The organism is Roseateles aquae (assembly GCF_032337115.1).
Classification (GTDB): Bacteria; Pseudomonadota; Gammaproteobacteria; order Burkholderiales; family Burkholderiaceae_C; genus Roseateles_C; species Roseateles_C aquae.
This window is the reverse complement of sequence record NZ_JAVXZY010000001.1, coordinates 511,471-533,745: the sequence shown is the minus strand read 5'-3', so window position 1 is coordinate 533,745 and position 22,275 is coordinate 511,471. Positions and strand designations below refer to the sequence as shown.

The 22,275-nt window shown below is 66.9% G+C and carries 20 protein-coding genes; 10 read left to right on the top strand and 10 right to left on the bottom strand.

What is annotated here, in order from left to right:
• Positions 1–583 precede the first annotated feature (583 nt).
• From RQP53_RS02330 to RQP53_RS02320, 3 genes are all read left to right on the top strand, one after another.
• Positions 584–2,323 carry a DEAD/DEAH box helicase gene (locus tag RQP53_RS02330; protein ID WP_315648401.1) on the top strand — a complete coding sequence of 580 codons (1,740 nt, stop codon included), beginning with the start codon at positions 584–586 and terminating at the stop codon, positions 2,321–2,323.
• 111 nt (positions 2,324–2,434) lie between these two features.
• Positions 2,435–3,088, top strand: coding sequence for a DUF1294 domain-containing protein (locus RQP53_RS02325; protein ID WP_315648400.1), 654 nt, complete (start codon positions 2,435–2,437; stop codon positions 3,086–3,088).
• Entirely contained in the window at positions 3,081–3,608 is a 528-nt protein-coding gene (locus tag RQP53_RS02320; protein WP_315648398.1) for a GNAT family N-acetyltransferase, read from the top strand. Before RQP53_RS02325 ends, RQP53_RS02320 begins: the two co-directional genes overlap by 8 nt.
• Positions 3,609–3,625: 17 nt before the next feature.
• Here RQP53_RS02320 and RQP53_RS02315 read toward each other — a convergent pair whose 3' ends face one another.
• Positions 3,626–4,474, bottom strand: coding sequence for a fumarylacetoacetate hydrolase family protein (locus tag RQP53_RS02315; RefSeq protein WP_315648397.1), 849 nt, complete (start codon positions 4,472–4,474; stop codon positions 3,626–3,628).
• A gap of 148 nt (positions 4,475–4,622) precedes the next feature.
• Here RQP53_RS02315 and RQP53_RS02310 point away from each other — a divergent pair, with 148 nt between their 5' ends.
• The 3 genes from RQP53_RS02310 to RQP53_RS02300 are packed head-to-tail and all read left to right on the top strand — an operon-like array spanning position 4,623 to position 9,615.
• On the top strand, positions 4,623–5,969 hold the full coding sequence (locus RQP53_RS02310) for a hypothetical protein (protein ID WP_315648396.1): 1,347 nt from the start codon (positions 4,623–4,625) through the stop codon (positions 5,967–5,969).
• Complete coding sequence (locus tag RQP53_RS02305; RefSeq protein ID WP_315648395.1) at positions 5,966–6,784, top strand: hypothetical protein; 819 nt, start codon at positions 5,966–5,968, stop codon at positions 6,782–6,784. The genes RQP53_RS02310 and RQP53_RS02305 overlap by 4 nt, the downstream gene beginning before the upstream one ends.
• A complete protein-coding gene (locus RQP53_RS02300; RefSeq protein ID WP_315648393.1) occupies positions 6,784–9,615 on the top strand; it encodes an ATP-binding protein in 2,832 nt (943 codons plus the stop codon). Before RQP53_RS02305 ends, RQP53_RS02300 begins: the two co-directional genes overlap by 1 nt.
• Positions 9,616–9,630: 15 nt before the next feature.
• Here RQP53_RS02300 and RQP53_RS02295 read toward each other — a convergent pair whose 3' ends face one another.
• Entirely contained in the window at positions 9,631–10,308 is a 678-nt protein-coding gene (locus RQP53_RS02295; protein ID WP_315648391.1) for a DUF4336 domain-containing protein, read from the bottom strand.
• A 252-nt stretch (positions 10,309–10,560) separates the two neighbouring features.
• Between RQP53_RS02295 and RQP53_RS02290 the strand changes: the two genes are divergently transcribed.
• Positions 10,561–13,185: a zinc-dependent metalloprotease gene (locus RQP53_RS02290; RefSeq protein ID WP_315648389.1), complete on the top strand. Its 2,625-nt coding sequence runs from the start codon at positions 10,561–10,563 to the stop codon at positions 13,183–13,185.
• Here the strand turns inward: RQP53_RS02290 and RQP53_RS02285 are convergent.
• Entirely contained in the window at positions 13,182–14,198 is a 1,017-nt protein-coding gene (locus RQP53_RS02285) for a helix-turn-helix transcriptional regulator (RefSeq protein ID WP_315648388.1), read from the bottom strand. The genes RQP53_RS02290 and RQP53_RS02285 overlap by 4 nt on opposite strands.
• 128 nt (positions 14,199–14,326) lie before the next feature.
• Here RQP53_RS02285 and RQP53_RS02280 point away from each other — a divergent pair, with 128 nt between their 5' ends.
• From RQP53_RS02280 to RQP53_RS02270, 3 genes are read left to right on the top strand one after another with little or no spacing between them, the layout of a single operon-like run.
• Positions 14,327–14,881 (top strand): DUF1579 domain-containing protein, encoded by a 555-nt coding sequence (locus RQP53_RS02280; RefSeq protein WP_315648387.1) that lies wholly within the window; start codon positions 14,327–14,329, stop codon positions 14,879–14,881.
• Entirely contained in the window at positions 14,866–15,543 is a 678-nt protein-coding gene (locus RQP53_RS02275; RefSeq protein WP_315648385.1) for an NIPSNAP family protein, read from the top strand. Before RQP53_RS02280 ends, RQP53_RS02275 begins: the two co-directional genes overlap by 16 nt.
• A complete protein-coding gene (locus tag RQP53_RS02270) occupies positions 15,536–16,138 on the top strand; it encodes a hypothetical protein (RefSeq protein ID WP_315648383.1) in 603 nt (200 codons plus the stop codon). Before RQP53_RS02275 ends, RQP53_RS02270 begins: the two co-directional genes overlap by 8 nt.
• 10 nt (positions 16,139–16,148) lie before the next feature.
• Here the strand turns inward: RQP53_RS02270 and RQP53_RS02265 are convergent, their stop codons facing one another.
• From RQP53_RS02265 to RQP53_RS02235, 7 genes are all read right to left on the bottom strand, one after another.
• Complete coding sequence (locus tag RQP53_RS02265; RefSeq protein WP_315648382.1) at positions 16,149–16,958, bottom strand: ABC transporter ATP-binding protein; 810 nt, start codon at positions 16,956–16,958, stop codon at positions 16,149–16,151.
• Positions 16,958–18,079, bottom strand: a complete 1,122-nt coding sequence (locus RQP53_RS02260; RefSeq protein WP_315648380.1) for a succinylglutamate desuccinylase/aspartoacylase family protein — start codon at positions 18,077–18,079, stop codon at positions 16,958–16,960. Before RQP53_RS02260 ends, RQP53_RS02265 begins: the two co-directional genes overlap by 1 nt.
• Positions 18,080–18,097: 18 nt before the next feature.
• Positions 18,098–18,784, bottom strand: a complete 687-nt coding sequence (locus RQP53_RS02255; RefSeq protein WP_315648378.1) for an ABC transporter permease — start codon at positions 18,782–18,784, stop codon at positions 18,098–18,100.
• A gap of 13 nt (positions 18,785–18,797) precedes the next feature.
• Positions 18,798–19,490, bottom strand: coding sequence for an ABC transporter permease (locus RQP53_RS02250; protein ID WP_315648376.1), 693 nt, complete (start codon positions 19,488–19,490; stop codon positions 18,798–18,800).
• An 81-nt stretch (positions 19,491–19,571) separates the two neighbouring features.
• Complete coding sequence (locus RQP53_RS02245) at positions 19,572–20,363, bottom strand: ABC transporter substrate-binding protein (protein WP_315648375.1); 792 nt, start codon at positions 20,361–20,363, stop codon at positions 19,572–19,574.
• 69 nt (positions 20,364–20,432) lie between these two features.
• Positions 20,433–21,467: an alpha/beta fold hydrolase gene (locus tag RQP53_RS02240; RefSeq protein ID WP_315648374.1), complete on the bottom strand. Its 1,035-nt coding sequence runs from the start codon at positions 21,465–21,467 to the stop codon at positions 20,433–20,435.
• On the bottom strand, positions 21,464–22,246 hold the full coding sequence (locus tag RQP53_RS02235; RefSeq protein WP_315648373.1) for a sulfurtransferase: 783 nt from the start codon (positions 22,244–22,246) through the stop codon (positions 21,464–21,466). Before RQP53_RS02235 ends, RQP53_RS02240 begins: the two co-directional genes overlap by 4 nt.
• Between the last annotated feature and the right edge of the window lie 29 nt (positions 22,247–22,275).

The window sequence follows — 22,275 nt, the reverse complement described above, 5'->3', positions numbered from 1 at the left end:
CATGCGACAGGTTTAGCTCACGACTTGATCGTGCGGCAAGGCCTCGGTGAACTGTCGACCGTGAACCGGAGTGTATGTTCTGGCCTGATACAGGCAGAAAGTCACAAGCCGCGGTGCCTGCAGAAACTTGCCAGTGAAAACCCTAGCGTGCTATAGTCGCGGCTTCGCTGCAAAAGATGCATGCCTCCACCGGAAGCGCAGATCAAGAACCCAGAAGGGTTTGAGGTGCTGAAAACCTTCCGAGAGTCAGGTCTTGAAGATGCAGCGATTCGTACGTCTCCTCTGACCTCGTTCAGGCCATCGCCACCGAAAGCTCGGTGCGCAATGAAGCGCTGAACACCCTCGGGTTCGGTCGGCGGCGATGCCGTCGCTCACGACTGTTCCCCCGACGCCGCACCGGCTGCATGCGCATGGCATGCCATCTTCCTCGCTGAAGATGCTCTTCAAAGCCCAGGTGTGCGACGCGAGCTTGTCTCCCAGCGACTTACTGTGTTTGCCTCGCCTGATTTTTGCGGCGCGGCAAGACCTGCTTTCGGCTTCGTGCTCCGGCACGGGCAGGGCAGGGCTTTGTTGAAAGAAAACGATGTCTTTTGAAAATCTGGGCCTGAACGAACTGCTGCTGCGCGCTGTCAAAGATTCCGGCTATGAAACCGCCACCGAGGTGCAAGCCCAGGCGATTCCGCAAGGTCTGGCCGGCAAGGATTTGATGGTGTCGTCGCGCACCGGTTCGGGCAAGACGGCTTCCTTCATCCTGCCCGCGCTGGAGAAGATCCTGGCCGCTCGTGGCGAGAACAACGCCCGCCGCGAAAAGGGCAAGATCTACGGTCCCAAGGTGCTGGTGCTGGCACCGACCCGTGAGCTGGCGATGCAGGTCTCCAAGGCCGCTCAGACCTACGGCCGCTTTGTGCCGGGCCTGAAGATCGCCACCGTGCTGGGCGGCATGCCTTACCCGCTGCAGATCCGTCAGCTGACCGGCCCGCTGGACATCCTGATCGCGACGCCTGGCCGTCTGCTGGATCACCTGTCCACCGGCAAGTGCGTGCTGGAAAACGTTGAGATGCTGGTGCTGGACGAAGCCGACCGCATGCTGGACATGGGCTTCATCGACGACATCAAGACCGTCGCCGACTACATCCCCAAGACCCGTCAGACCGTCATGTACAGCGCGACCTTTGCCGGTCACGTCGGCCGCCTGGCCCATGATCTGCTGAACGACCCGCTGCGCATCGATGTCGCTTCGCACACCGACACGCACGAGAACATCACCCAGCGCATCCACTGGGCCGACAACAACAACCACAAGGACCAGCTGCTGGAAGCCATCCTGGCCGAACGCGATCTGGACCAGGCGGTTGTCTTCACCAGCACCCAGCGTGATGCTGACTGGCTGGCTGAGCGTCTGCAGGAGATCGGTCACGCCGTGGCTGCGCTGCACGGCGGCATGCCGCAAGGTCGCCGCAACCGTACGCTGATGGCACTGCGCCGTCGCGAGCTGCGCGTGCTGGTGGCCACCGATGTGGCCGCCCGCGGCATCGACGTGCCGACCATCACCCACGTGATCAACTACGGTCTGCCGATGAAGGCCGAGGACTATGTGCACCGCATCGGCCGTACCGGCCGCGCTGGCCGCGAAGGCCTGGCGGTGACGCTGGCCGTGCGTGACGATGTGTCGATGATCCGCCGCATCCAGCAGTTCACCACCCAGCAGATCCCGGTGGCGCAGATCGCCGGCCTGGAGCCCAAGACCCAGGAACCGCGCATCTTCCCGCCGCGTCCGGCCGGTGAGCGTGGCTTTGAAGACCGTGGCCCGCGCCAGGGTTATGCCAACAAGAGCGGCTTCAACAAGGGCTTCGGCAGCAAGCCTTTCCAACGCGATGGCTTCAAGCCCTCGTTCAACCGCGATGGCGGCGGCAAGGCCTTTGGCCGTGACGTCGGCCAGCAGGGTGCGCGCGACTTTGGCGCCCCGGCCGACAGCCGTGGCTTCAGCGACCGCAAGCCGTTTGGTGATCGCGGTGCCGATCGTGGCTTTGACCGTGGCGACCGTGGTTTCGACCGCGGCGGCGAGCGCAGCTTTGACCGTCCGGCCCAGGACCGTGGCTTTGCCCCGCGTGGTGACAAGCCTGCATTCGCCCCGCGTGGCGACAAGCCGGCCTTCGGCGCCAAGCCTGGCTTTGGCGGCAAGCCCTTCCACGCTGCCCGTGACGGTGGCGACCGTGGCGGCGATCGTGGTTTCGGCGGTGAGCGTCGTGGCCCGGCCGGCGGCCCGGGCAAGCGCCCCGGCGGCGCGCCGCAAGGCCCGCGTCGCGGCGGCTTTGGTCGTTGATTGGCCGTTGATTGAGCGGCAGCGCTGGGCCTGATCGCCTGGTGCCTGCAGCAACAAAAGGCTCGCCTCACAGCGAGCCTTTTTTCTTTTGTGGCACAGTGCCGCCCCATCATGCGTATCAAGGGTCAGCTGGTTCAATGGGATGAGGCCAAGGGTTATGGCTTCATCCAGCCCGAAGGCGAAGGCGGCCGGATATTCGTCCACGCCAAGGCCTTTGGCCTGCGCGCGCGGCGGCCTTTTGTTGGCGAGCGGCTGAGCTACGAGCCGGGCCGCGATGCCCAGGGCAAGGCCCGCGCGCTGAAGGTGCAGAGCCTGGAGCCCAAGCCGGCGCCCAGCACGGTGGGCCGGGCAGCGAGCAAGACGACGGGGGCGCCCTCAGCTGGCGGCAGCGGTGACGCCGTGCTTTGGCTGATTCCGGCCTTTGCCAGCCTGGTGCTGCTGTGTGCGCTGGCCTGGCCAGTGCCCAATGCGCTGTGGGGCGTCTATGTGGCGATGAGCCTGGCCACCTTCATCGTCTATGCCGGCGACAAGCGGGCGGCGCAGAAGAATGGCTGGCGGGTGGCTGAGGGCACGCTGCACGGGCTGGCGCTGGCCTGCGGCTGGCCCGGCGCGCTGCTGGCCCAGCAACTGCTGCGGCACAAGAGCGTCAAGCAGCCCTTCAGGCGGCGCTTCTGGCTGACGGTGGCGCTGAACATCCTGGCCTTCACGCTGCTGTTCACCCCGCTGGGCAGCCGGCTGCTGCACGAAGTCCTTCGCCATGTTTGAGCTGCGCCCCTTGCTGGAGGCCGATCTCGACGCGGTGCTGGCCATTCAGTCAGCCTGTTATCAGCCTGGCTTTCATGAATCCCGCCAGGCCTTTGCCGCCAAGCTGCAGGCCACGCCGCAAGGCTGCTGGCTGGCCGTGGGCAAGTGTGGGAGTGAGTGCGACGTCGAGGCATTGGCCTATGTGTTCAGCGTGGCCGTCGATGCCGGGCAGTTGCCGGCACTGGATGCGCAGCAGATATCGGTGCCGCGGCAGGCCGAGTGGCTGTATCTGCACGATATGGCCGTGGCGCCGGTGGCTCGCACGCTGGGCGTGGCTGCGGCCCTGCTGGCGCGGCTGGAGCAGGTGGCGGCCGCTCAGCAGCTCAGCAGCATCGTGTTGATTGCCGTGCAGGCCTCGCTGCCGTTCTGGCAGCGCCAGGGCTTTGCCGAGCTGCAGCCATTGACACCGCTTCTGGCGGCCAAGCTGGCCAGCTACGGGCCGCAAGCACGCCTGCTCTGGCGGCCGCTGCCATCGCGCTGAACGTGAGAGCTGCAGCGTCAGAGCTGCAGCGTCAGTGCGCCCAGGCCGACAAAGCTGACGCAGAGCCGCTCGCGCCGGCGCAGCGGCAAGGTGCCGACCCAGGAGCCGGTGGTGACCACGGTGCCGGCGTGCACCGTCTGGCCGTCGCGGGTGGCGTGGCGCAACCAGCCGGCCAGCAGCCAGCTGGGATCACGCAGCGAATGGCTGCCCACGCGCTGCACGGCGGCCTGGCTCTCGAACTGCAGGCTGCAAGCCTGGCGCGACCAATCCAGCGCCTCGCCGGGCCAGTTCTGCCAGGGGCCCAGCGCCAGCGCTCCATGCGAATGCAGATCGGCGGCGCGCAGCAAATCGGGGGCGTCACTGCCGCTTTGCCAGCGCGAGGCGACCAGCTCGATGGCCACGGCCATGCCGTCAATCAAGTCCTGCCCCTCGCCGGGCAGCAGCAGGGCGGCCTGCTCGGGCGTCACATCATGGGCCAGGCGCAGCGCGATTTCGGCTTCGACACCGCCGCAGGGCAGCCAGCAGTCGCGCAGGTCCAGCACCTCATGGCCCTGGGCCATGCGAATGCCGGCCAGCGGCAGCGGGGCGTGGTTCAGCTGGGCCAGATCGCGCGCCGGGCCGCCGGACTTCCAGGCGCTGGGCACCGGGTCGCCATCAAGGGCGGCAACCACCGCCTGCTGCACCAGCGCGGCCTCATCGGCATGGCGCAGCGTGGCGGCCCAGCGGCTGTCGTCCAGGGTCAGTTTGTTGCGCCAGGCCAGGGTGAGTGCCTCGGCCAACTTGGCCAGGGCCGGGTCGGTGATGGGGCGGCGATCCTCGCGGTCGGTGGTGGCAGCGGTCAGCGCGTCTTGTTCGGTGTCGTCCATGGAGCGGGGCGGTATCAGATGCCTGATCGTAACGAGTCGTCACCGGCTTTTCGACTGCATGGTCTGACAGGGCGTCCGTGGCTGTGACTTTGGCCGCGAATCGTTGCCCGGCCGCAAAAGCGGGGCTGGCGCCTGGGATAATCGCCGGATGACCGCATCCCCCGCGGACGCTGTGCAGGACGATCTGCAGGACGCGTCCCCCTCCGAACGATTCGAAGACTATTTCCGCGAAGGCGCCGCGCCCGGCGAAGCCTTGCTGTGGTGGCAGCTGGAGCGCAACGAGGCCCAGCTGGCCGCCTTGCGCGCGCTGTTTCATGGCCCGGCGGCACTGGTGCGGCTGCGCGTCTGGGTGTTCATGGAGCTGATGGCGATGCCGGAGTCGCGGGTGTCGCGCGACACGCTGAACCGCCATTTCCATGCGCTGCGCGACGAGGCCTTGGAGCTGGTGCTCAAGCGCCTGCGCGAGGCCCAACTGCTGGCCTGGGATGGCAGCAATCAGGACTACAGCGTCACGCCGCTGGCTCAGCAGCTGATCGGCCTCTTGTCGCCGCTGACCCGCGCCGGCGAGCAGGACGCCGATCTGGCCACCTTGCTGGCCAACGTCACCGGTGCCCATCAGCTGGGCACGCTGGACCCGGCCCAGCTGCACCATCTGCAGGCCCAGCTGTCTCGGCTGTACGACGAATTCGCCGATGCGATTGCCAGCGGCAGTGAGTTCCATCTGCGCCGCGCCCGCCAGCGTTTCGAGCGGGCGCTGAAGCTGGTTGACCGTGCCAGCGAGGCGCTGAGCGCCATCATTCGCGAGGCCGAGGAACTGGGCAATGCCCGGCTGGAAAGGCTGGCCCGCGAGCTCGGTCTGGCGGTGGCGCGACTGCTCGCCATGGCCAGCCAGTTCAATCGCGCGCTGCAGCAGGCCGACCGCCAACGGGTCACGCTGGGCTCGACCGGCATCACCACCACCGATGTGCGGCGCTGGCTGCAGGGTGTGCATTTCCTCGAGAACCTGTCGCTGGGCGCACTGTCGCGGCCGGTGCATCCGGTCTTTGTGGCCCAGCATGAGCTGCTGGACATGGCCGAGGCCGAGTTCGAGCGCGATCGCCCGCGGCCCAAGGAGATGGAGCCGCTGCCCGAAGGCGTGGCGGCGCCGCCGGGCCAACTGGCCGTGCTCAGCCTGCCGCCCGAGATGGGGCTGTTGCAGCAACTGCTGACGCGTTGGACCGAGCAGGGCGAGGTCGAGCAGGACCTGAGCCCTGCGGTGCTGGGCGGCAGCTATGCCCGTGCTGCCTACCGCGCTCAGCTGCTGCCGCTCTTGGGCGATGCCCAGGCCCAGCATTTGCAAGGCGCCACCGGCGATATGGCGCGCCAACCCTGGCGGGTGCACTGGACCGCCGAGCAGGGCGAGGTTGACGACGAGCATGTGGCCTGGATGAGCCGCGGCGTGCTGCGCTCGACCAGCGCCCCCGAACCTAGCGAAGATTCCGAATCCCAAGCATGAGCAAACCCCAAGACGATGCCGCGCTGTTGGCGGCACAGCTACTCGCGCGCCGTTGGCTGCCGCGCAACCACCCGCTGGTGCGCCGCGCGCTGATCGATACAGAGCTGTGGACGGCGCTGGGCGAACGCCTGGCCGCGGTGGGCCTGCGTGTGGTCGACAACGTCTACGCCGATCACATCAGCGTGGCCATGCTGCGGCCGGCCGAGGTGGCGGTGTTCGGCGAAACCGGTCTGGCGGCCAACAACAACCTCGACCTGCCGCGTGACGGCGTGGCGCTCTTGGTGGTGTTGTGGTCGCTGATCGTGCTGCCCAAGCGCCAGCGCCAGGTGGCGCGTGCCGACGCGGCCGAGCCGGGGCAGGGCGAGATGTTTGCCACCGACAAACCGCTGCCGCTGGCCGCCAGTGTGGCGCCAACGCTGTCCTACCGCAGCCTGCTGGCCGACTTCGGCAATCAGCTGGGCAAGAAGATGCGGCTGGACGCCAATCTGAAGCTGCTCGAGCGCAATGGCTTCATCACCCGCCGTGGCGAAGACATCGCCGAGGGCCCGCTGCTGGATCTGCTGCTGGACTACGACACGCTGGCGCCGCGCATTCTCGACGGCGCGCTGGCCGATGTGCTGGCCCGCAGCACCGACCCCTTGGCCGCCCCGGCGCTGGCGCGGCTGCGCCAGCCCGAGGAGGCAAGTGAGGACGCCGCTGAGCTGGACCATGGTCTGGCCGTGCAGGACGAGCTCGACGCCACGCCGGCCCTGCCCAGCGCAGCGGCCGCATCAGAAGAACAACAAGAAGCACAGAACAAAGAGGATCAGGCCTGATGTTTCACCTGCAATCGCTGGAACTGCTGCACTGGGATTACTGCCGCCGCGTCTCGATGCCGCTGGACGGCGCCATCATCACCATCGCCGGCCCGAATGGCTCGGGCAAGACGACGCTGCTCGACGCGATGCGCACGCTGCTGGGGTTGGAATGCTCGGGTGGGCGCACCTACAAGACCTATGCCCGCCACGCTAACGCCGAGACGGCCTGGCTACGTGCGCTGGTCGACAACAAGCCGCGCGGCCGCCAGAACTCCAGCCGCCCCTTCGCCAGCTCGCTGCTCTATGCCGACCAGGTGACGCTGGCCTGCCGGATCGAACGCCATGGCGGCGACTGGCAGCGCCGCTACATCATGGTCGACGGTGTCCATGAGATCGAGGCGCTGGCCACGCGGCCCGAGAAAGACTGGCTGGGCATCGAGGCCTGGAAACGCCGCCTGGAAGCCGCTGGCCTGACCCGCGCGATTGGCCGTGTGCTGGCGCTGGAGCAGGGCCAGACCGACCGGCTCTGCGAACTCAGTGCGAAGGAGTTGCTGCGCCTGGTGTTCGAGGTCTTTGGCGACCAGGAGGTGCTGGACCGCTATGACCAGGCACGCAGCCACCAGCAACAGCTGCTCAAGGAGGTGGAGCAGAGCACGCACGAGCTCTCGCACACCCAGGCCCAGCTGTCGGACCTGGCCAATCGCGTCAACAGCTACCAGCAGTACCAGCTGCGGCTGAAGGAGCGCGAGCGCCTGGCCACCGAGGTGCTGCCGGTGCTGCAGTGGAGCGAGTCGCGCCAGCGCACCGCGCAGGCACTGCGCGAACTGCATCGCCAGCGCCTGTTTGCCGCCACCGATCACCGCCAGATGGCTGCCCGGCGCCAGCAGCTGCATGCGCTGTTCGAGGCCCATCAGGCGGCGCGCCACAAGCTGAGCGAGCTGGACGAGCAGCGCAAGCAGGCACGACGCGATTTCGATGCGGCCCGCGAGGCCGAGCGCCCGATCGAGCTGCTGGCCAAGCGCGAGGAAGAGCTGCGTGCGCTGGCCGCCGTTGAGGCCGATGCCCAGGAACTGGCCGAGCGCCTGCAGGAGCTCAGCGGCCGTCAACACAGCCTGCGCGAGAGCTACACGCGGGCCAACGACCAGTCGCGCAAGGCCCAGGCGGCGATGGAGGCCCTGAGCGGCCAGCGCCTGCCGCCGCCGCCGCCCGAGGTGACGCGCTTCCGCCGCGCGCTGGACGAAGCCGGCATCGCCCATCATGTGCTGGCCGACTGCATCGACATCGCCGACGAGGCCTGGCGCGCCGCCGCCGAAGGCTTTCTGCGCCCCTCGCGCTGGGTGGTGGTGCTGCAGCGCTCGGGCGATGAAGGCCGCGCCTTCGGCCTGGCGGCCAAGGAGCGCTACCGGCATTACGTGGTCGGCGACGCCGAGAACGCGCCCGCCGTGGCGCCCAAGGATTCGCTGCTGTCCAAGCTCAGCCTCAATGCCAAGCTGCCGGGCTGGCTCTTGCGCCAGCTGGGCGGGATACGCTGCGTCAAGGACACCGAGGCTGGGGCCCAGGCCGGCGGCGAATGGATCACCCCCGACGCCTACTACCGCGACGGCCGTGGTGGCCGCAGCCTGTGGGTCGAGGCGCGCGAGTTCCAGTTCGGCGTCGCCGCGCTGGATTCACGCCGCGCCGCGCTGGAGAAAGAGCTGGCCCGCTACGACGGCGAGCTGTCGCGCATCGCCAAGGAGCAGGCCGAGGTCGAGCGCCAGCTGAAGGATGTGCAGCGTGCTGCGCAGGGCCACAAGGCGGCCCAGGAGCTGGGCGAGCGCGCCGACGAGTTTGCGCAGGGCCGGGCCCGGCTGGCGGCGCTGCGCCAGGCGCGCGTCGAAGCCTCGACCCGCATGGGCGCGCTGGACCAGGAACACGACCGCGCGCTGACCCAGGCGACTCGCAGCGAGCGCGACTACGAGGCAGCCAAGGAAAGCCTGAAGGCCGGCGAAGACAATGTGTCGCGCGTGCAGCGCGAATGGGCGGCCAAGCGGCAAGACCTGACCCTGGCGGCGCAAAGCTCACGCGAAGCGCGGGGCAAGTTCCCGGCCAGCTGGGTGCAGCCGCAGCGTCTGCAGGCACTGCGCGACGAGTTCGAGAACGCCAAGCAGGCCGAGATTGCGATGCGACATCTGCAGCAGGAGCTCGATACCGGCCTGGCCAACGGTACCTGGGAGACCGATCCGCAGGTGCAGGAACGCCATGCGCGCATGCATATGTCGGTGCTGGAGCAAAGCACCCAGCTCGATGATCGCCGCGCCAGCAACGAGATGGCGCGCATCGCCGCCTTCAATGCCCGCGAGCGCTATATCGATGTCTTGCGTGCCACCGTGCGGCGCTACAAGAAGAACGTGGCCGAACTCGGCGAACTGGCCGGTGTCACCGCGCTGGCCGAGCTGCCGCATCTGGACAATGACGATATGGTGCTGGCCCAGGCCGGCCTGTCGGTCAAGTTCAACTTCGATGGCAAGGGCGATGTCGGCCTGAACGACGGCGAGGCCTCAGGCGGCCAACAGGTGCTCAAGAGCCTGATCCTGCTCGTTGGCCTGATGAAGGATGACGACTCGCCGGGCGGCTTTGTCTTTATCGACGAGCCCTTTGCCCACCTCGATGTGCGCAATATCCAGCTGGTCGGCCATTTCCTGCGCTCGACGCGGGCGCAGTACCTGCTGACCACGCCGATTACCCACAACGTCGAGGTGTTCGAGCCTTCGGAGATCACGCTGGTGACCAGCAAGAAGCCGCGCGGCGAACGCTGGGCGCCGCCGATTGCGGTGATCACGCGGCGGCCTGAAAAATCGGTCTACGAATGAGGCCGCGGCTGCGCCTTATTCGAAGCAGTGAAACGCGGCCGCCACGGCACTGTGGGCGTCGCGCTCGATGATGCAGTCATGCGCCAGCACCACGCGCATAAAGGGCCACTGCAGCACCTTCTTGGCGCTGTGGCGGGCGGCCTGGCGGTCACGCACCAAGAGGCGCACGCTGCGCGGCACATTGAGGCGCTTGCGCACGCCCGTCAGCCAGGCGTAGAGGGCCACCCGCTTGGGCAGATCGCCGGTCCAGCACTGGCAGAGATCGGTGAGTATCAGCGTGGCGGTGCTGCGGTGGAACCAGACCACCTCATTGCCCTGCGGTATGCCGCCAAAGCGGATCTGGTCTAGCTCCTCGCGCCAGGCGGGTTCGGAGTCCGGGCCCAGCTCGCGCAGGCCTTGGAGGTCCTTGCGCTTGGCCGGCAGGCCCGGCGCCACCCAGACCTCGGCCTCGGGGTAGAGGGCCATCGCTTCGCCCAGAAACAGGTGATGGACCTTGTTCGGCGCCACCAGATAGCGCACCGGGCCCAAAGCAGCCAGCTCGGCCTGCAGCTCGGCATTGATGGGCACGGGGGAGTGCAGCCACAGGCTGCCGTCGCGCAGCCGTACCACCGTCATTCGGGAAGAGATCGTGAAGCTGGCGGTCTTGAAGGCATGCTGGACATGCCAGAGCTCGGGAGCGATTGCTTGCAGCATGAATGAGCGTGGGAATCTGCCGAACCTGGGCAAGCAGGGCCGCGCAAATGACGCGGCATCTCAGTGTAGGGCCAGTGGCAAGCGCTTCACGACTGTTGCTCCCCTGGCGATGACTTTCGCGTGCGGCCTCCGGCCCCGCCTATCATCGGCGGCGGCCGGCGTTTGTCCCATCTTCCTGCACTGGCGCCGCCGGGTGAAAAGACCGTGCCGCGCCGAATGCGATCATTCGGCTTCAAATCTTGCGGATTGACCATGACGAACACTTTCTCAAGTCGCCACCTGGCCGGCCATGTGCTTGCGCTGCTGTTTGCGCTCAGCCCGGCCTACGGTCTTGCGGCCACGGCCTCGCCAAGCAAGCCGGGCCAGGACACACCGGCCAAGGCCGCGCCGACTGCCGGTGGCGCCCCGGCACCGGCGACTGCACCCGAGCCGGCCAGTGAGCTGAAGCCCTATGACAAGGTGATCACGACGGAGGCCAAGACCCAGAACGGTCTGATCCGCCTGCACACGCTCAAGAACAGGCTGTATTTTGAGATCCCGAAGGAGCTGCTTGACCAGCCTTTGCTGATGGTGGCCACCGCTACCGCGGTGCCGGAAGGTGCAGATCACGTCGGCCGCACGATCAACGAGAACGTTGTGCGCTTCACGCTGAGACACAACCGCCTGCTGTTCCAGTCCGTCTCGCATGCCTACGTCAGCGATCCGAGCCGGCCGATTGCGCCGGCGGTGCAGGGTTCGCAGCGCGACACCATCCTGGCCAGCTTCCCGGTCGAGGCGCTGTCCAAGGAGGGCGCGCCGGTGGTCGAGGTCAGCCGGCTGTTCACCAGCGAGGTGGGTGATTTCACCGCCCGCCAGGTCGTGCGCGGCGTCGGGCTCGATGGCTCGCGCAGCTATGTCGAACAGAGCAAGGCCTTTGCCGGCAGTGTGCGGGTTGATGCCGTGCATACCTACAACCTGATGGCGGCGCCGACGCCGCCGCTGCCGCCCATTCCGGGTGTACTGGCGCCACCACCGGCGCCGGGGCGCAGCGGCAGCGTCAATGTGGCCTACAGCCTGGTCAAGCTGCCCGAGCAGCCGATGAGGGCGCGGCTGATGGACGACCGCGTCGGTTTCTTCAGCGTCTCGCAGGTGGACTTCGGCAGCGACGAGCACGAGAGCAAGCGCCAGCGCTTCATCACCCGCTGGCGGCTGGAGAAGAAGGAGCCTGAGGCGGCGCTTAGCGAGCCCATCAAGCCGGTGGTCTGGTACATCGACCGTGCCACACCGACGGCGCTGGTGCCCTTCATCAAGAAGGGCGTCGAAGCCTGGAACGTGGCCTTCCAGGCCGCCGGCTTCAAGAACGCGATCCAGGCCCGGCCCTTCCCGAGCAAGGAAGAAGACCCCGAATTCGACCCCGAGGATGTGCGCTACAGCATCATCCGCTGGGTGCCGTCACCCATTCCCAATGCCTATGGCCCACACCTCAGCGATCCGCGCAGCGGCGAGATCCTGAACGCCAATATCGTGATGTATCACAACATCATGCAGCTGCAGCGCAACTGGTACGTGACGCAGGTGGGTGCCGTCGATCCGCGCGCGCAAAGCCTGCCGCTGCCGGATGATTTGATGGGCGAGTTGGTGGCTTATGTGGTGACGCACGAGGTCGGCCATTCGCTGGGTTTTCCGCACAATATGAAGTCCAGCTCGCTGTATCCGGTCGAAAAGCTGCGCGATGCGCAGTGGCTCAAGGAGATGGGCCATGTGGCAACGCTGATGGACTACAGCCGTTTCAACTATCTGGTGCAGCCCGAGGACAAGATCGATCCGGCGCTCTTGATTCCCAAGATCGGCCCCTACGACATCTTCGCCACCCAATGGGGCTACACGCCCATCCCCGAGGCCAAGACACCGGAAGAGGAGCGGCCGACACTGAACCGCTGGGCCCGCCAGCAGGATGACAAGCCCTGGCTGCGCTTCAGCTCGCCCAAGGCCGAGGGCGCAGACTATGGCGAAAACACCGAGGCGGTTGGCGACGCCGATGCCGTGGTGGCCAGCGGCCTCGGGGTGAAGAACCTCAAGCGCACCATCAAGATGTTGCCGGGCATGGTCAAGAAGGACGGCCGCGACGATCGTCTGCTTGAAGAGCTCTACCGCGCGACCGGCACGCAATGGGCCACCGAGATGGGCCATGTGCTGGCCATCGTCGGTGGCTACAGCACGCGCAATCTGCACAGCGACCAGCCCGGGGCCATCTTCACGCCGGCGCCGCGCGAGCGCCAGCAGCGCGCGGTGAAGTTCCTGTCCGAACAGGTGTTCACGACGCCGCAGTGGCTGCTGGAGCCCAGCATCATCGAGCGGCTGCGCCCCTCAGAGCCGGCGCGCAATGTCCGCGGCGTGCAGGTCGCCTTGCTGCGGGCCCTGATCGATGCGGGCCGCAGTGCCCGACTGCAGGCCCAGGAAGTGCAGTTGGGTGAGAAGGCCTACCGATTCGACGAACTGCTGCTCGATCTGCGTCAGGCCATCTATGGCGAGCACCTGCTCGCTCAGGCAACGAAGGGCCGTGCCGACCCGGTGCGTCGTGCGCTGCAGCTGAGCTATCTGGAACTGCTGGCCGAGCGGCTGAACGGGCCAGGCCTGGACAATGGCCGCGCCGCCCTGCGGGCCGAGCTGAAGGACTTGCGTGGCCTGTTCGCCGCACGTGCTGCCGGCAGCGGCGACCGGGTGCAGCGGGCCCATCTCGAAGCGCTGCAGGACTACGCCGCCAAGGCGCTTGATCCCCGCCAGGTGCCGGTGGCTGCCGCGCCTGCGGCCACGGTGCGCAGTGGGATCGCCGAGCAGAACTGCTGGCCCGTGGATAGCGGGTTTGACGCTGATCCCGGCTTGGTTCTGAGCCGCTAGTTCGTGGCATCGCCCGCGTAGTGCGTGAGCACGGCGTGGGCTTCCTGGAGCAGGCGCTGCTGCAAGGCTCGCGGGCTCAAGACCTTCACCTCGGCACCTAGGGCCAGCAGCTGGCGCGCCGCCTGGTCGATGCCTTCGATCGGTAGCCCGCCCTCGAACCAGCCGGCGGTTTCGCTGGGCGCGCAGGAGGCGCTGAAGTGCTCGGCGGCGATCGCGTTTTGGGCGCGCAGGATCTGGCAACCCAGTTCGCTGATGCGCACCCGTGCCTGGCCGGCCAGCAGGCCCTGCTCAAAGCTCGCCACAGCGGCGGGCCAGTGCTGGGCCAGCGCGAAACGGCGCGGGCGCTTGAAGGCGCGCTCCAGAACTTCCAGCGCGGCAATGCTGGAGACGCGGTAATTGCGCGGCTGCTCTGCCTTGGCCGCTAGCTTGGCGTCTGCCTCAGCATCGTGCACGCGCAGCGCCACCAGATACCAAAGCCCGCCCTTGAGCACCAGGCCCAGCGGTGCCAGCGTCTGCCAGCGCCTGGCTTTCCAGCTCTGATAGTGAATCCGCACGCAACGGCTCTGCAGCACGGCGGTGGCCAGCTGGGGCAGCCAGGGCGGTGACTCGGCGCGCTGGTACCAGGGCAGCGGGTCGATATGAAAGCGCTCGGCCATGCGCTGGGCGCTGGCGCCGGCATCGGGCGGCAGGCTGGCCATCAGCTTGAGCTGGGCGGCCAGCGCGGCGTCGCCCAGCCCCAGTTCGCGGGCGGCACTGCCCAGACCCAGCAGCGGCAGGCTGCCGGCCTCGTCGGCGCTCAGCCCGGTCACCTGGGTGCGCCAGCCCTCATGCAGCGCGATGCCTCCCTGGGCGCCGCGCTCGGCATAGATGGGCACGCCGGCGGCGCTGAGCGCATCGACATCGCGATAGATCGTCCGCACCGTGACCTCGAACTCGCGTGCCAATGCAGGCGCCGCCATGCGGCCGCGCCATTGCAGCAGCATCAAAAGACCAAGCAGGCGGCTGGAACGCATCGTCGGATCATAGATGACATTGGATGTCAGGTATGGGCGCGCAAGATGCCAGGCATGGAGCAGCCAGCCGCCTTCTATACCTTGATGGCGGCTGGCTGCAGTCTTTGATCAAGCGCCAAGGAAACCTCATGTCCACCAGCAACAGCCTCGCCAACAAGCCTGAAGGCGCCACGCCCGCCGACGCCATCGATCCGCTCACCAGGGCCGCGCAGTCGCCAGGCGATTTTGATTTCTTCTTCGGCGAATGGACGGTGCGGCACCGCCGGCTCAAGCGCCGCCTGGCCGGCTGCCTGGAGTGGCAGCAGTTTGACGGCCGCAGCTCAGCGCGGCCGCTGCTCGGCGGCCTGGGCAATATTGACGACAACTGGCTGGACCTGCCCGAGGGTGCCTATCGTGCCGTCACGCTGCGCAGCTATGACCCGACCAGCGGTCTGTGGTCGATTTGGTGGTTGGACGGCCGCGCACCGGGTCGGCTCGATTCACCGATGCGCGGACGCTTCGAGGCTGGCGTGGGGCAGTTCTATGCAGAGGATCAGTTCGAGGGCCGGCCGATACGGGTGCGCTTCCTCTGGTTCGCAACACCTGGCCAGGCGCCGCGCTGGGAGCAGGCCTTCTCTGCCGACGACGGCCACAGCTGGGAGACCAACTGGACGATGGAGTTCCTGCCATGGGTGCCGCGCTGATCGAGCTGCGTCAGTACCGCTGCCGGCCCGGCCAGCGTGACGCAATGATGGCGATGTTCGAGCACCATTTCAGGCCGGCTTATGCGCAGGCTGGGGCGCGGATCCTGGGCAGCTTTGCCGCGCAGGAACAGCCCGATCTCTGGGTCTGGCTGCGGGCGTTTGACACCCCCGCGGCGCGGCCAGCGGTGCTGGAACGCTTTTATGGCGGTGCGGTGTGGCGCCAGCATGGCCAGGCCTGCAATGCCTTGCTGGCCGATACCCGTGAGGCGCGGCTGCTGCGGCTGCATGGCGGGTGCCTGGACCAAGCCTTGGATGCCAGCGCCAGCCGCTATGTCTTGCGCTTGTGGCGCCCGCGGGCGGCACGAAGAGCGGCAGTGCTGCAGGCGCTGGAGGACTCAGCGCGGGATCCAGGCTACGCGCTGTTACTCGATTGCCCCGTGGCGCTGGCCCTGGCTGGCCAGCGCCGGGTGCGACGCGGGCCCTGCGTGCTCAGCCTGCAGCGATGGACGGAGGCGATACCGCCTGCGATACCGGCGACAGAAGAGAGGCTGACTGCCTTATGCCATCTGCCGCCTTTGTGTCTGACTTTGCAGGCGCTGTCTGCCCGGCAAGCGACGCTGACACCCAATCCCGATTCGACCGAAGGAGCACACCGTGGATGAGCAAAGACGTGCATTGCTACAGGCCGCAGCGGCCAGCGGACTGCTGGGCAGCGTGAGCGCCGAGGCTGGCGCAGCGACTGATTCCAACGCACCGCTGCTGGACGCGATACCGCCACTGCCACAGCGACCGAGCCCGGGCCGTCCCGGCGATTTCGACTTTCTTGCGGGCCAGTGGCGCATACAGAACTGGCGGCTCCCGCCTGGCGCCACGCAATGGGATCGCTTCGAGGGTGAGGCGCGTTGCTGGACGATTCTGGATGGCGCCGGCAGTGTCGAAGAGCTGCGCATCCCGGCGCGCCAGTTCAGCGGCATGGGTTTGCGCCTGTTGGAGCGCGAAACGGAGCGCTGGGGCGACTTCTGGGTCAGCGGTCGCAGCGGCGTGCTGACGACGCCGGGCCTGCAGGGCAGCTTCGAGCAGGGCGTGGGCCTGTTCTGGGCCGAGGACGGTGATGCGAATGTGGCAGGGCAGCGAGAGATCGCGCTGGGTGTCTGGGACCGCATCGATGCGCGGTCCTGCCGCTGGCGCCAGGCCGTGTCCAGCGACGGCGGGCGCAGCTGGGCACAGAACTGGGTGATGCACTGGCAGCGGGTCTGAGTGCCAGGCCCTACTTCAGCCCGCCACTCAGAAAGGCCTGCAGCCGCTCGCTCTGCGGCTTCAGCAAGACTTCGCGCGGATGGCCTTGTTCTTCGACGCGGCCCTGGTGCAGGAACATGGTGTAGTTCGACACCTCGCGGGCAAAGCCCATCTCGTGGGTGACGACGATCATCGTGCGCCCCTCGGCGGCGAGGTCGCGCATCACCTTGAGCACTTCGCCCACCAGCTCAGGGTCCAGTGCCGAGGTGGGCTCATCGAACAGCATCACCTCGGGTTCAACGGCCAGCGCGCGGGCGATGGCCACGCGCTGCTGTTCCCCACCGGAGAGCTGGGCCGGGTAGACGCTCTTGCGGTGGGCCACGCCCACCCGCGCCAGCAGCGCCTCGGCCTTTTCGATCGCCTCGGCCTTGGGCACACCCAGCACATGGATGGGCGCCTCGGTGACGTTCTCCAGCACAGTGCGGTGCCCCCAGAGGTTGAAGTTCTGGAACACCATGGCCAGGCGGGCCCGCCAGAGCTGCAGCTGGTGCGTGTCGGCGGCCTTCAGGCTGCCGTCGCGATCGGGGATCAGCTTGAGTTCCTCACCGCGCAGCCACAGCCGGCCCTGATAGGGCTGCTCCAGCAGATTCAGGCAGCGCAGAAAGGTGCTCTTGCCCGAGCCGCTGGAGCCGATCAAGGTGACCACATCGCCCTTGTTGGCGGCCAACGACACGCCCTTGAGCACCTCGCGCTCACCGTAGCGCTTGTGCAGGTCTTCGACCTTCAGGCTGCTGATCGGGGCGGCGCCTGCGCCGCTGATGTCCTTGCTGGGGCTGTTCATCAACGTGCTCCCAGCAGTTTGCCGGTACGGCGGGCGTCGAGGCCCGCCACCTTGGCGATACGGGCGCCGGCGGTGGCAAAGCGCAGCGTGTCGCGAGCGAAGAACAGGCCATCGACGGGACTCTTCAGCTCGGTGCATTCGGCGCTGATGGGATCGATCACATGGGCCAGCACATCGCCCTCGCGGACCATTTCACCGACCGGGCGCACAAAGGTGAGCACGCCGGCCGTCGGGCTTTTCACCGGCATGCTGCCGGCCAGCGGCCGGGCATCGCCGACGGGTTCGGGCAGCGCCGGGTTCTCGCCCTGAATCAGGCCGCGCCAGGCCAGGTAGTTGACGATGCCCTGGGCATCCGCAGCGGCCAGCTCATGCTCGACATCGGCCTGGCCGCGCAGCTCAACGGTGACCGCCAGGCAGGCCTGCGGAATCGGGAAGCGGCCGGCGAAGCGCTTTGCCCACTTCCACCAGACCTGGGAACAGGCTTCGTCAAAGGGGTTGTCGCCGGAGTCGGTGGCCAGCAGGGTGACGCGGGCGCCGATGTGGCGGGCCAGCGGCTCGCAAGCGGGCCAGCAGGGCGTTTCGGTGTAGAGATGCATGACGGCCTGGCCGTCGCAATGCAGGTCCAGCACGACATCGGCATCGCAGGAGAGCGTCATCAGCGTGCGGCGCAGCGATTGCAGCTCGGTGTCGACCGGCTGGGCGGCGACGGCCTTCTTCAGCTCGCGGCGCAGCACGCGCACATTGCTGGCGGCATCGGCACTCAGTTCGGCCTCGGCGGCCTGCGCGGCGGCCTCGATCTGGTCGGGGTAGTGGCGGTTGAAGTTCTCGCCCGAGTTCAGCTCGAAACGGCCTTGCGAGCCCTGTAGCAGCCATTGCGACAGGCCGATCGGGTTGGCCATGGGCACCAGGATGATTTCACCCTGGATGCGGCCCTCGGCCTCCAGGCGGTCGAAATGCTGGCGCAGGTGGTGGGCGGTCAGCATGCCGGGCAGTTCATCGGCATGCAGCGAGGCCTGGATATAGACCTTGAGGCCACTGCCGGGCTGGCCGTAATGCAGCGAGACCAGCTCGCGCTGGGTGCCCGGAGCAGGGGAGAGAAGCAGATGTCTTTGGACTTGCATGATCGGCAACAGAAAGATTCAGCGCGGCATCAGCGGCTTGAGCCAGCGGGCTTCGGCCTTGTGAAACAGGCCCACCAGCGTCAGTGTCATTGCGAAGTAGAAGACACCGGCGGTGATGAAGGCTTCGAAGGGCATGTAGTAGCTGGAGTTGACCTGGCGCGCGGCGCCGGTGAGGTCGGCGATGGTGACGATGCTGGCCAGCGAGGTGCCGTGCAGCATGAAGATCACCTCATTGCTGTAGGCTGGCAGCGAGCGGCGCAGCGCCGAGGGCAGCACGATGCGACGGAACATCACCCAGCGGCTCATGCCCAGCGCGCGCGCCGCCTCGATCTCGCCGGCCGGCAGCGCACGGATGCTGCCGGCGATGATTTCGATCGTGTAGGCGCAGGTGTTCAGCACAAAGGTCAGGCAGGCGCAGAACCAGGCCGAGCTGAAATAGGGCCACAGCGCGCTGTTCTGCATCCACTCGAACTGGGCCAGCCCGTAATAGATCAGGAACAGCTGCACCAGCATCGGCGTGCCGCGGAACACATAGGTGTAGAGCCAGACCGGGCCGGAGATCCAGCGATTGCGCTGCACCCGCGCCACGGCGAGCGGAATGGCGCAGGCGAGGCCCAGCAGTATCGAGATCAGCAAGAGCTTGGCGGTGGTCAGCGCGCCGTCCAGATAGATGGGCAGGTTGTCGCGGATGATGTCGAAATCCATCGTCGCTCCAGCGTCAGATTTGATTGCCGCGCACGCCGATCGCGAGCCGGCGCTGGGCCCAGGCGAACAGCAGTTCGGACAGGCTGGTGAAGACCAGATAGATCAGGGCCACCGCGGTGTAGAACACAAAGGGCTCCTTGGTGGTGCCGGCGGCCTGCGCACCGCGCGTCATCAGGTCGTGCAGGCCGATCACCGAGACGATGGCGGTGCTCTTGATCAGCACCAGCCAGTTGTTGGACAGGCCCGGCAGCACATGGCGGAACATCTGCGGCAGCGTGATGCGCCAGACGATTTGCGCCGGGCTCATGCCGAAGGCCATGCCGGCCTCGCGCTGGCCCGGCGGCACGGCCAGAAAGGCACCGCGGAAGGCCTCGGTCAGGTAGGCGCCGAAGATGAAACCAATCGTCAGCACACCGGCCATAAAGGGATCGACATTGAAACCCTCTTCATGGCCCAGGCGTTGCAGCAGATTGTTCAGCGCGACCTGGCCACCATAGAACACCAGCAGCATCAGCACCAGATCGGGCACGCCGCGTATCAGCGTGGTGTAGAGATGGGCCAGGCCACGCGCCAGGCGCCAGCGCGAGAGTTTGGCCAGCGCGCCGGCCAGGCCCAGCAGCATGGCCAGCGCCATGGAAGACAGCGCCACGCTGAGCGTCAGCCAGGCGCCTTCGAGCAGGCTGGGCAGAAAGCCATGCAGGTTCATCGTCGGAGGTACTGCAAACGGATGAATCAAAAAAGCGCGTCCGCACAGTGCGGACGCGCCAGGGACTGTAACAGGGCTGGCTTACTTGACCGAGATGTCGTACTCGAAGTACTTGTCGTTCAGCTTCTTGAAGCTGCCGTTGGCCTTGACCGCGGCGATCGCATCGTTGAGCTTCTTGCCCAGTGCCTTCTCATCGGCCTTGCGCATGCCCACGCCAACGCCGGTGCCGAAGTACTTGGGATCGTTGTAGTTGGGGCCCACCAGCGCAAAGCCCTTGCCGGCCGGCGTCTTCACAAAGCCCATGTCGGCGGCGACCATATCGGCCAGCGTCAGGTCGATACGGCCGGACTTGATGTCCAGGAAGGCCTGGTCCTGCGTGGCGTAGCGAACGATCTCGCTTTGCTTGAAGGTCGCGGCGACGAACTTCTCATGGATGGTGGCGCGCTGCACACCGATCTTCTTGCCCTTCAGGCCTTCGGGCGTGAAGTCGAACTTGGCGTCGGCCTTGGCGGTGAAGCGGGCCGGCATGCTGTAGTAGGGCGAGGAGAAGGCGATGGCCTTCTTGCGGTCGTCGGTGATCGACATCGAGGCGATGATGGCGTCGATCTTCTTGGCCTGCAGGGCGGGGATCAGGCCGTCAAAGTCTTGCTGCACCAGCTGGCACTCGGCCTTCATCTCGGCGCACAGGGCCAGGGCCAGGTCGATCTCGAAGCCCTTCAGCTTGCCGTCCTTGTCGACTTCCGAGAAGGGAGGGTAAGCGCCTTCGACACCGATGCGAATCTTCTTCCACTCAGGCGCCTGGGCCTGGGCGGCAACGCTGGTGAGTGCGGCAAAGGCCAGTGCGGACAGAGCGATCAGATGACGACGTTGCATGAGCAAACTCTCCTGGTCAAGGTAGGGGATTGAAAGGGCGATGTTGCTATGCGCGTGCAGCAATGCCCATCAGGGTTTGAGCGAGTGCAAAAATTCCTGCACAGGCCGCAATGTGGCCGCCGGATCTTCCTCCTGCGGAACGTGGCCGAGCTTATCAAAGACGACCAGCCGGCTGCCTGTGATCGCGCGATTCATTTGTTGCCCATAGGCCAGCGGAATCAGCCGGTCCTTGGCACCCCAGATCAGCAACGTGGGCTGGCGCAGATGGGGCAGCTGGCTGGCATAGCGGCCAGGCTCCAACTGGGCAAAGCGCTGTACCAGCGCATCGCGATTGCCTTCGCGCAGCGTCAGCTCGAAATAGCGATCGATCAGTGCCGGGGTGATCTTGCTCGGATCGCCATAGACGCTGGCAACGCTGCGCTCGACCAGCTGGCGCGGCAGCAGCATGCCGGTCAGCGGTTTGAGCAGGGGCATGCGGGCCAGCCGAAAACCCAGCGGCAGGGTGTCGGGCGTGAAGGCCAGGCCAGCGGCATCCACCAAGACCAGCGCGGCCACCCGTTCGGGCGCCTGCACTGCGTACTCCCAGGCCAGCTCGCCGCCCAGTGAGTTGCCGCCCAGCACCACACGTGGCAGCTGCAGATGATCGAGCAGGGCGCCAATCAGCTGCAGATAGCGCTCGTCGCTGTAGTCGGCATAGGCGCTCGGGCCGGTCAGGCCGAAGCCGGGCAGATCGATGGTGATGATGCGCCGCGTCTTGCTGAGCTCGTGCGCCCAGCCTTCCCAGGTATGCAGACTGGCCGAGGTGCCATGCAGCAGCAGCAAGGGCAGCGGGTCACCGCGTGGCCCTTCATCGCGCAGATGCAGCAGCTGCTGCCGATCGCCCAGCTTCAGCTCGATGAAGTCCGACGGCGGCGGCGCCCAGCGCGCCACCAGGCTTTGCAAGGATCGTTCCGGCGCATGGAAGGCCGCGGCAAGCAGGCAGCCCAGCAGCAGCAGGAGCCCAGCGGCTCTGAGCAGCAGGCCGGCCAGGCCATCGCCGCGCTCATCGCCGCGGTCGTCACTGCGGACCGTGTCTGCTGGCGCCTGCGGCGGCTCGCGTCTCATCCGCGGTGGGCCTCGCTGGCCGGGCGGACGAAATCGGTCGACGGTGCCAGACCGGCGTCCAGCGCCTCGCGCTGGTCGAACACAAAGCAGCTGCCGTGGTAGTGCGGGCCACCGGTCTCCTCGAAGTACTTGAGGATGCCGCCTTCGAGCTGGTAGACCGGGCCGTCCAGCCCCTGCTGCTGCAGCACGATGGCTGCCTTCTCGCAACGGATGCCACCGGTGCAGAAGCTGACCACCGTCTTGCCCATCAACTCCTCGCGGTGCGCCGCCAGTGCGGCGGGGAATTCGGTGAACTTGTTGATGCGCCAGTCGATCGCGCCGTCGAAGGTGCCGTAATCAACCTCGAAGGCATTGCGGGTGTCCAGCGTTACGACGGGGCGGCCTTCGTCATCGTGCCCCTGCGCCAGCCAACGGGCCAGCGTGGCCGCAGGCAGCGCCGGCGCGCGCGGCAGCTGGTCGGGGCGGATCGCCGGCATATTCATCCGGATGATCTCCGGCTTCACCTTGACCAGCAGCTTCTTGAAGGGCACCGCCTCGCTCCAGCTTTCCTTGGGTGCCAGATCGGCAAAGCGCGGATCGGCACGCAACTGATCCACCCAACCGCGCACGCCCTCGGCCGAGCCGGCCAGGAACAGATTGATGCCTTCCTCGGCGATCAGCACGGTGCCCTTGAGCTCGCGTTCAAGGGCAGCCTGGTACAGCGCGTCCCTGAGGGCCTGGGTGTCGGACAGGGCGACGAATTTGTAGCTGGAGATGTTGAGGATGGAACCGGTGCTCATGGGTGGCTATTGTAGGTTTGCCCTTGTCC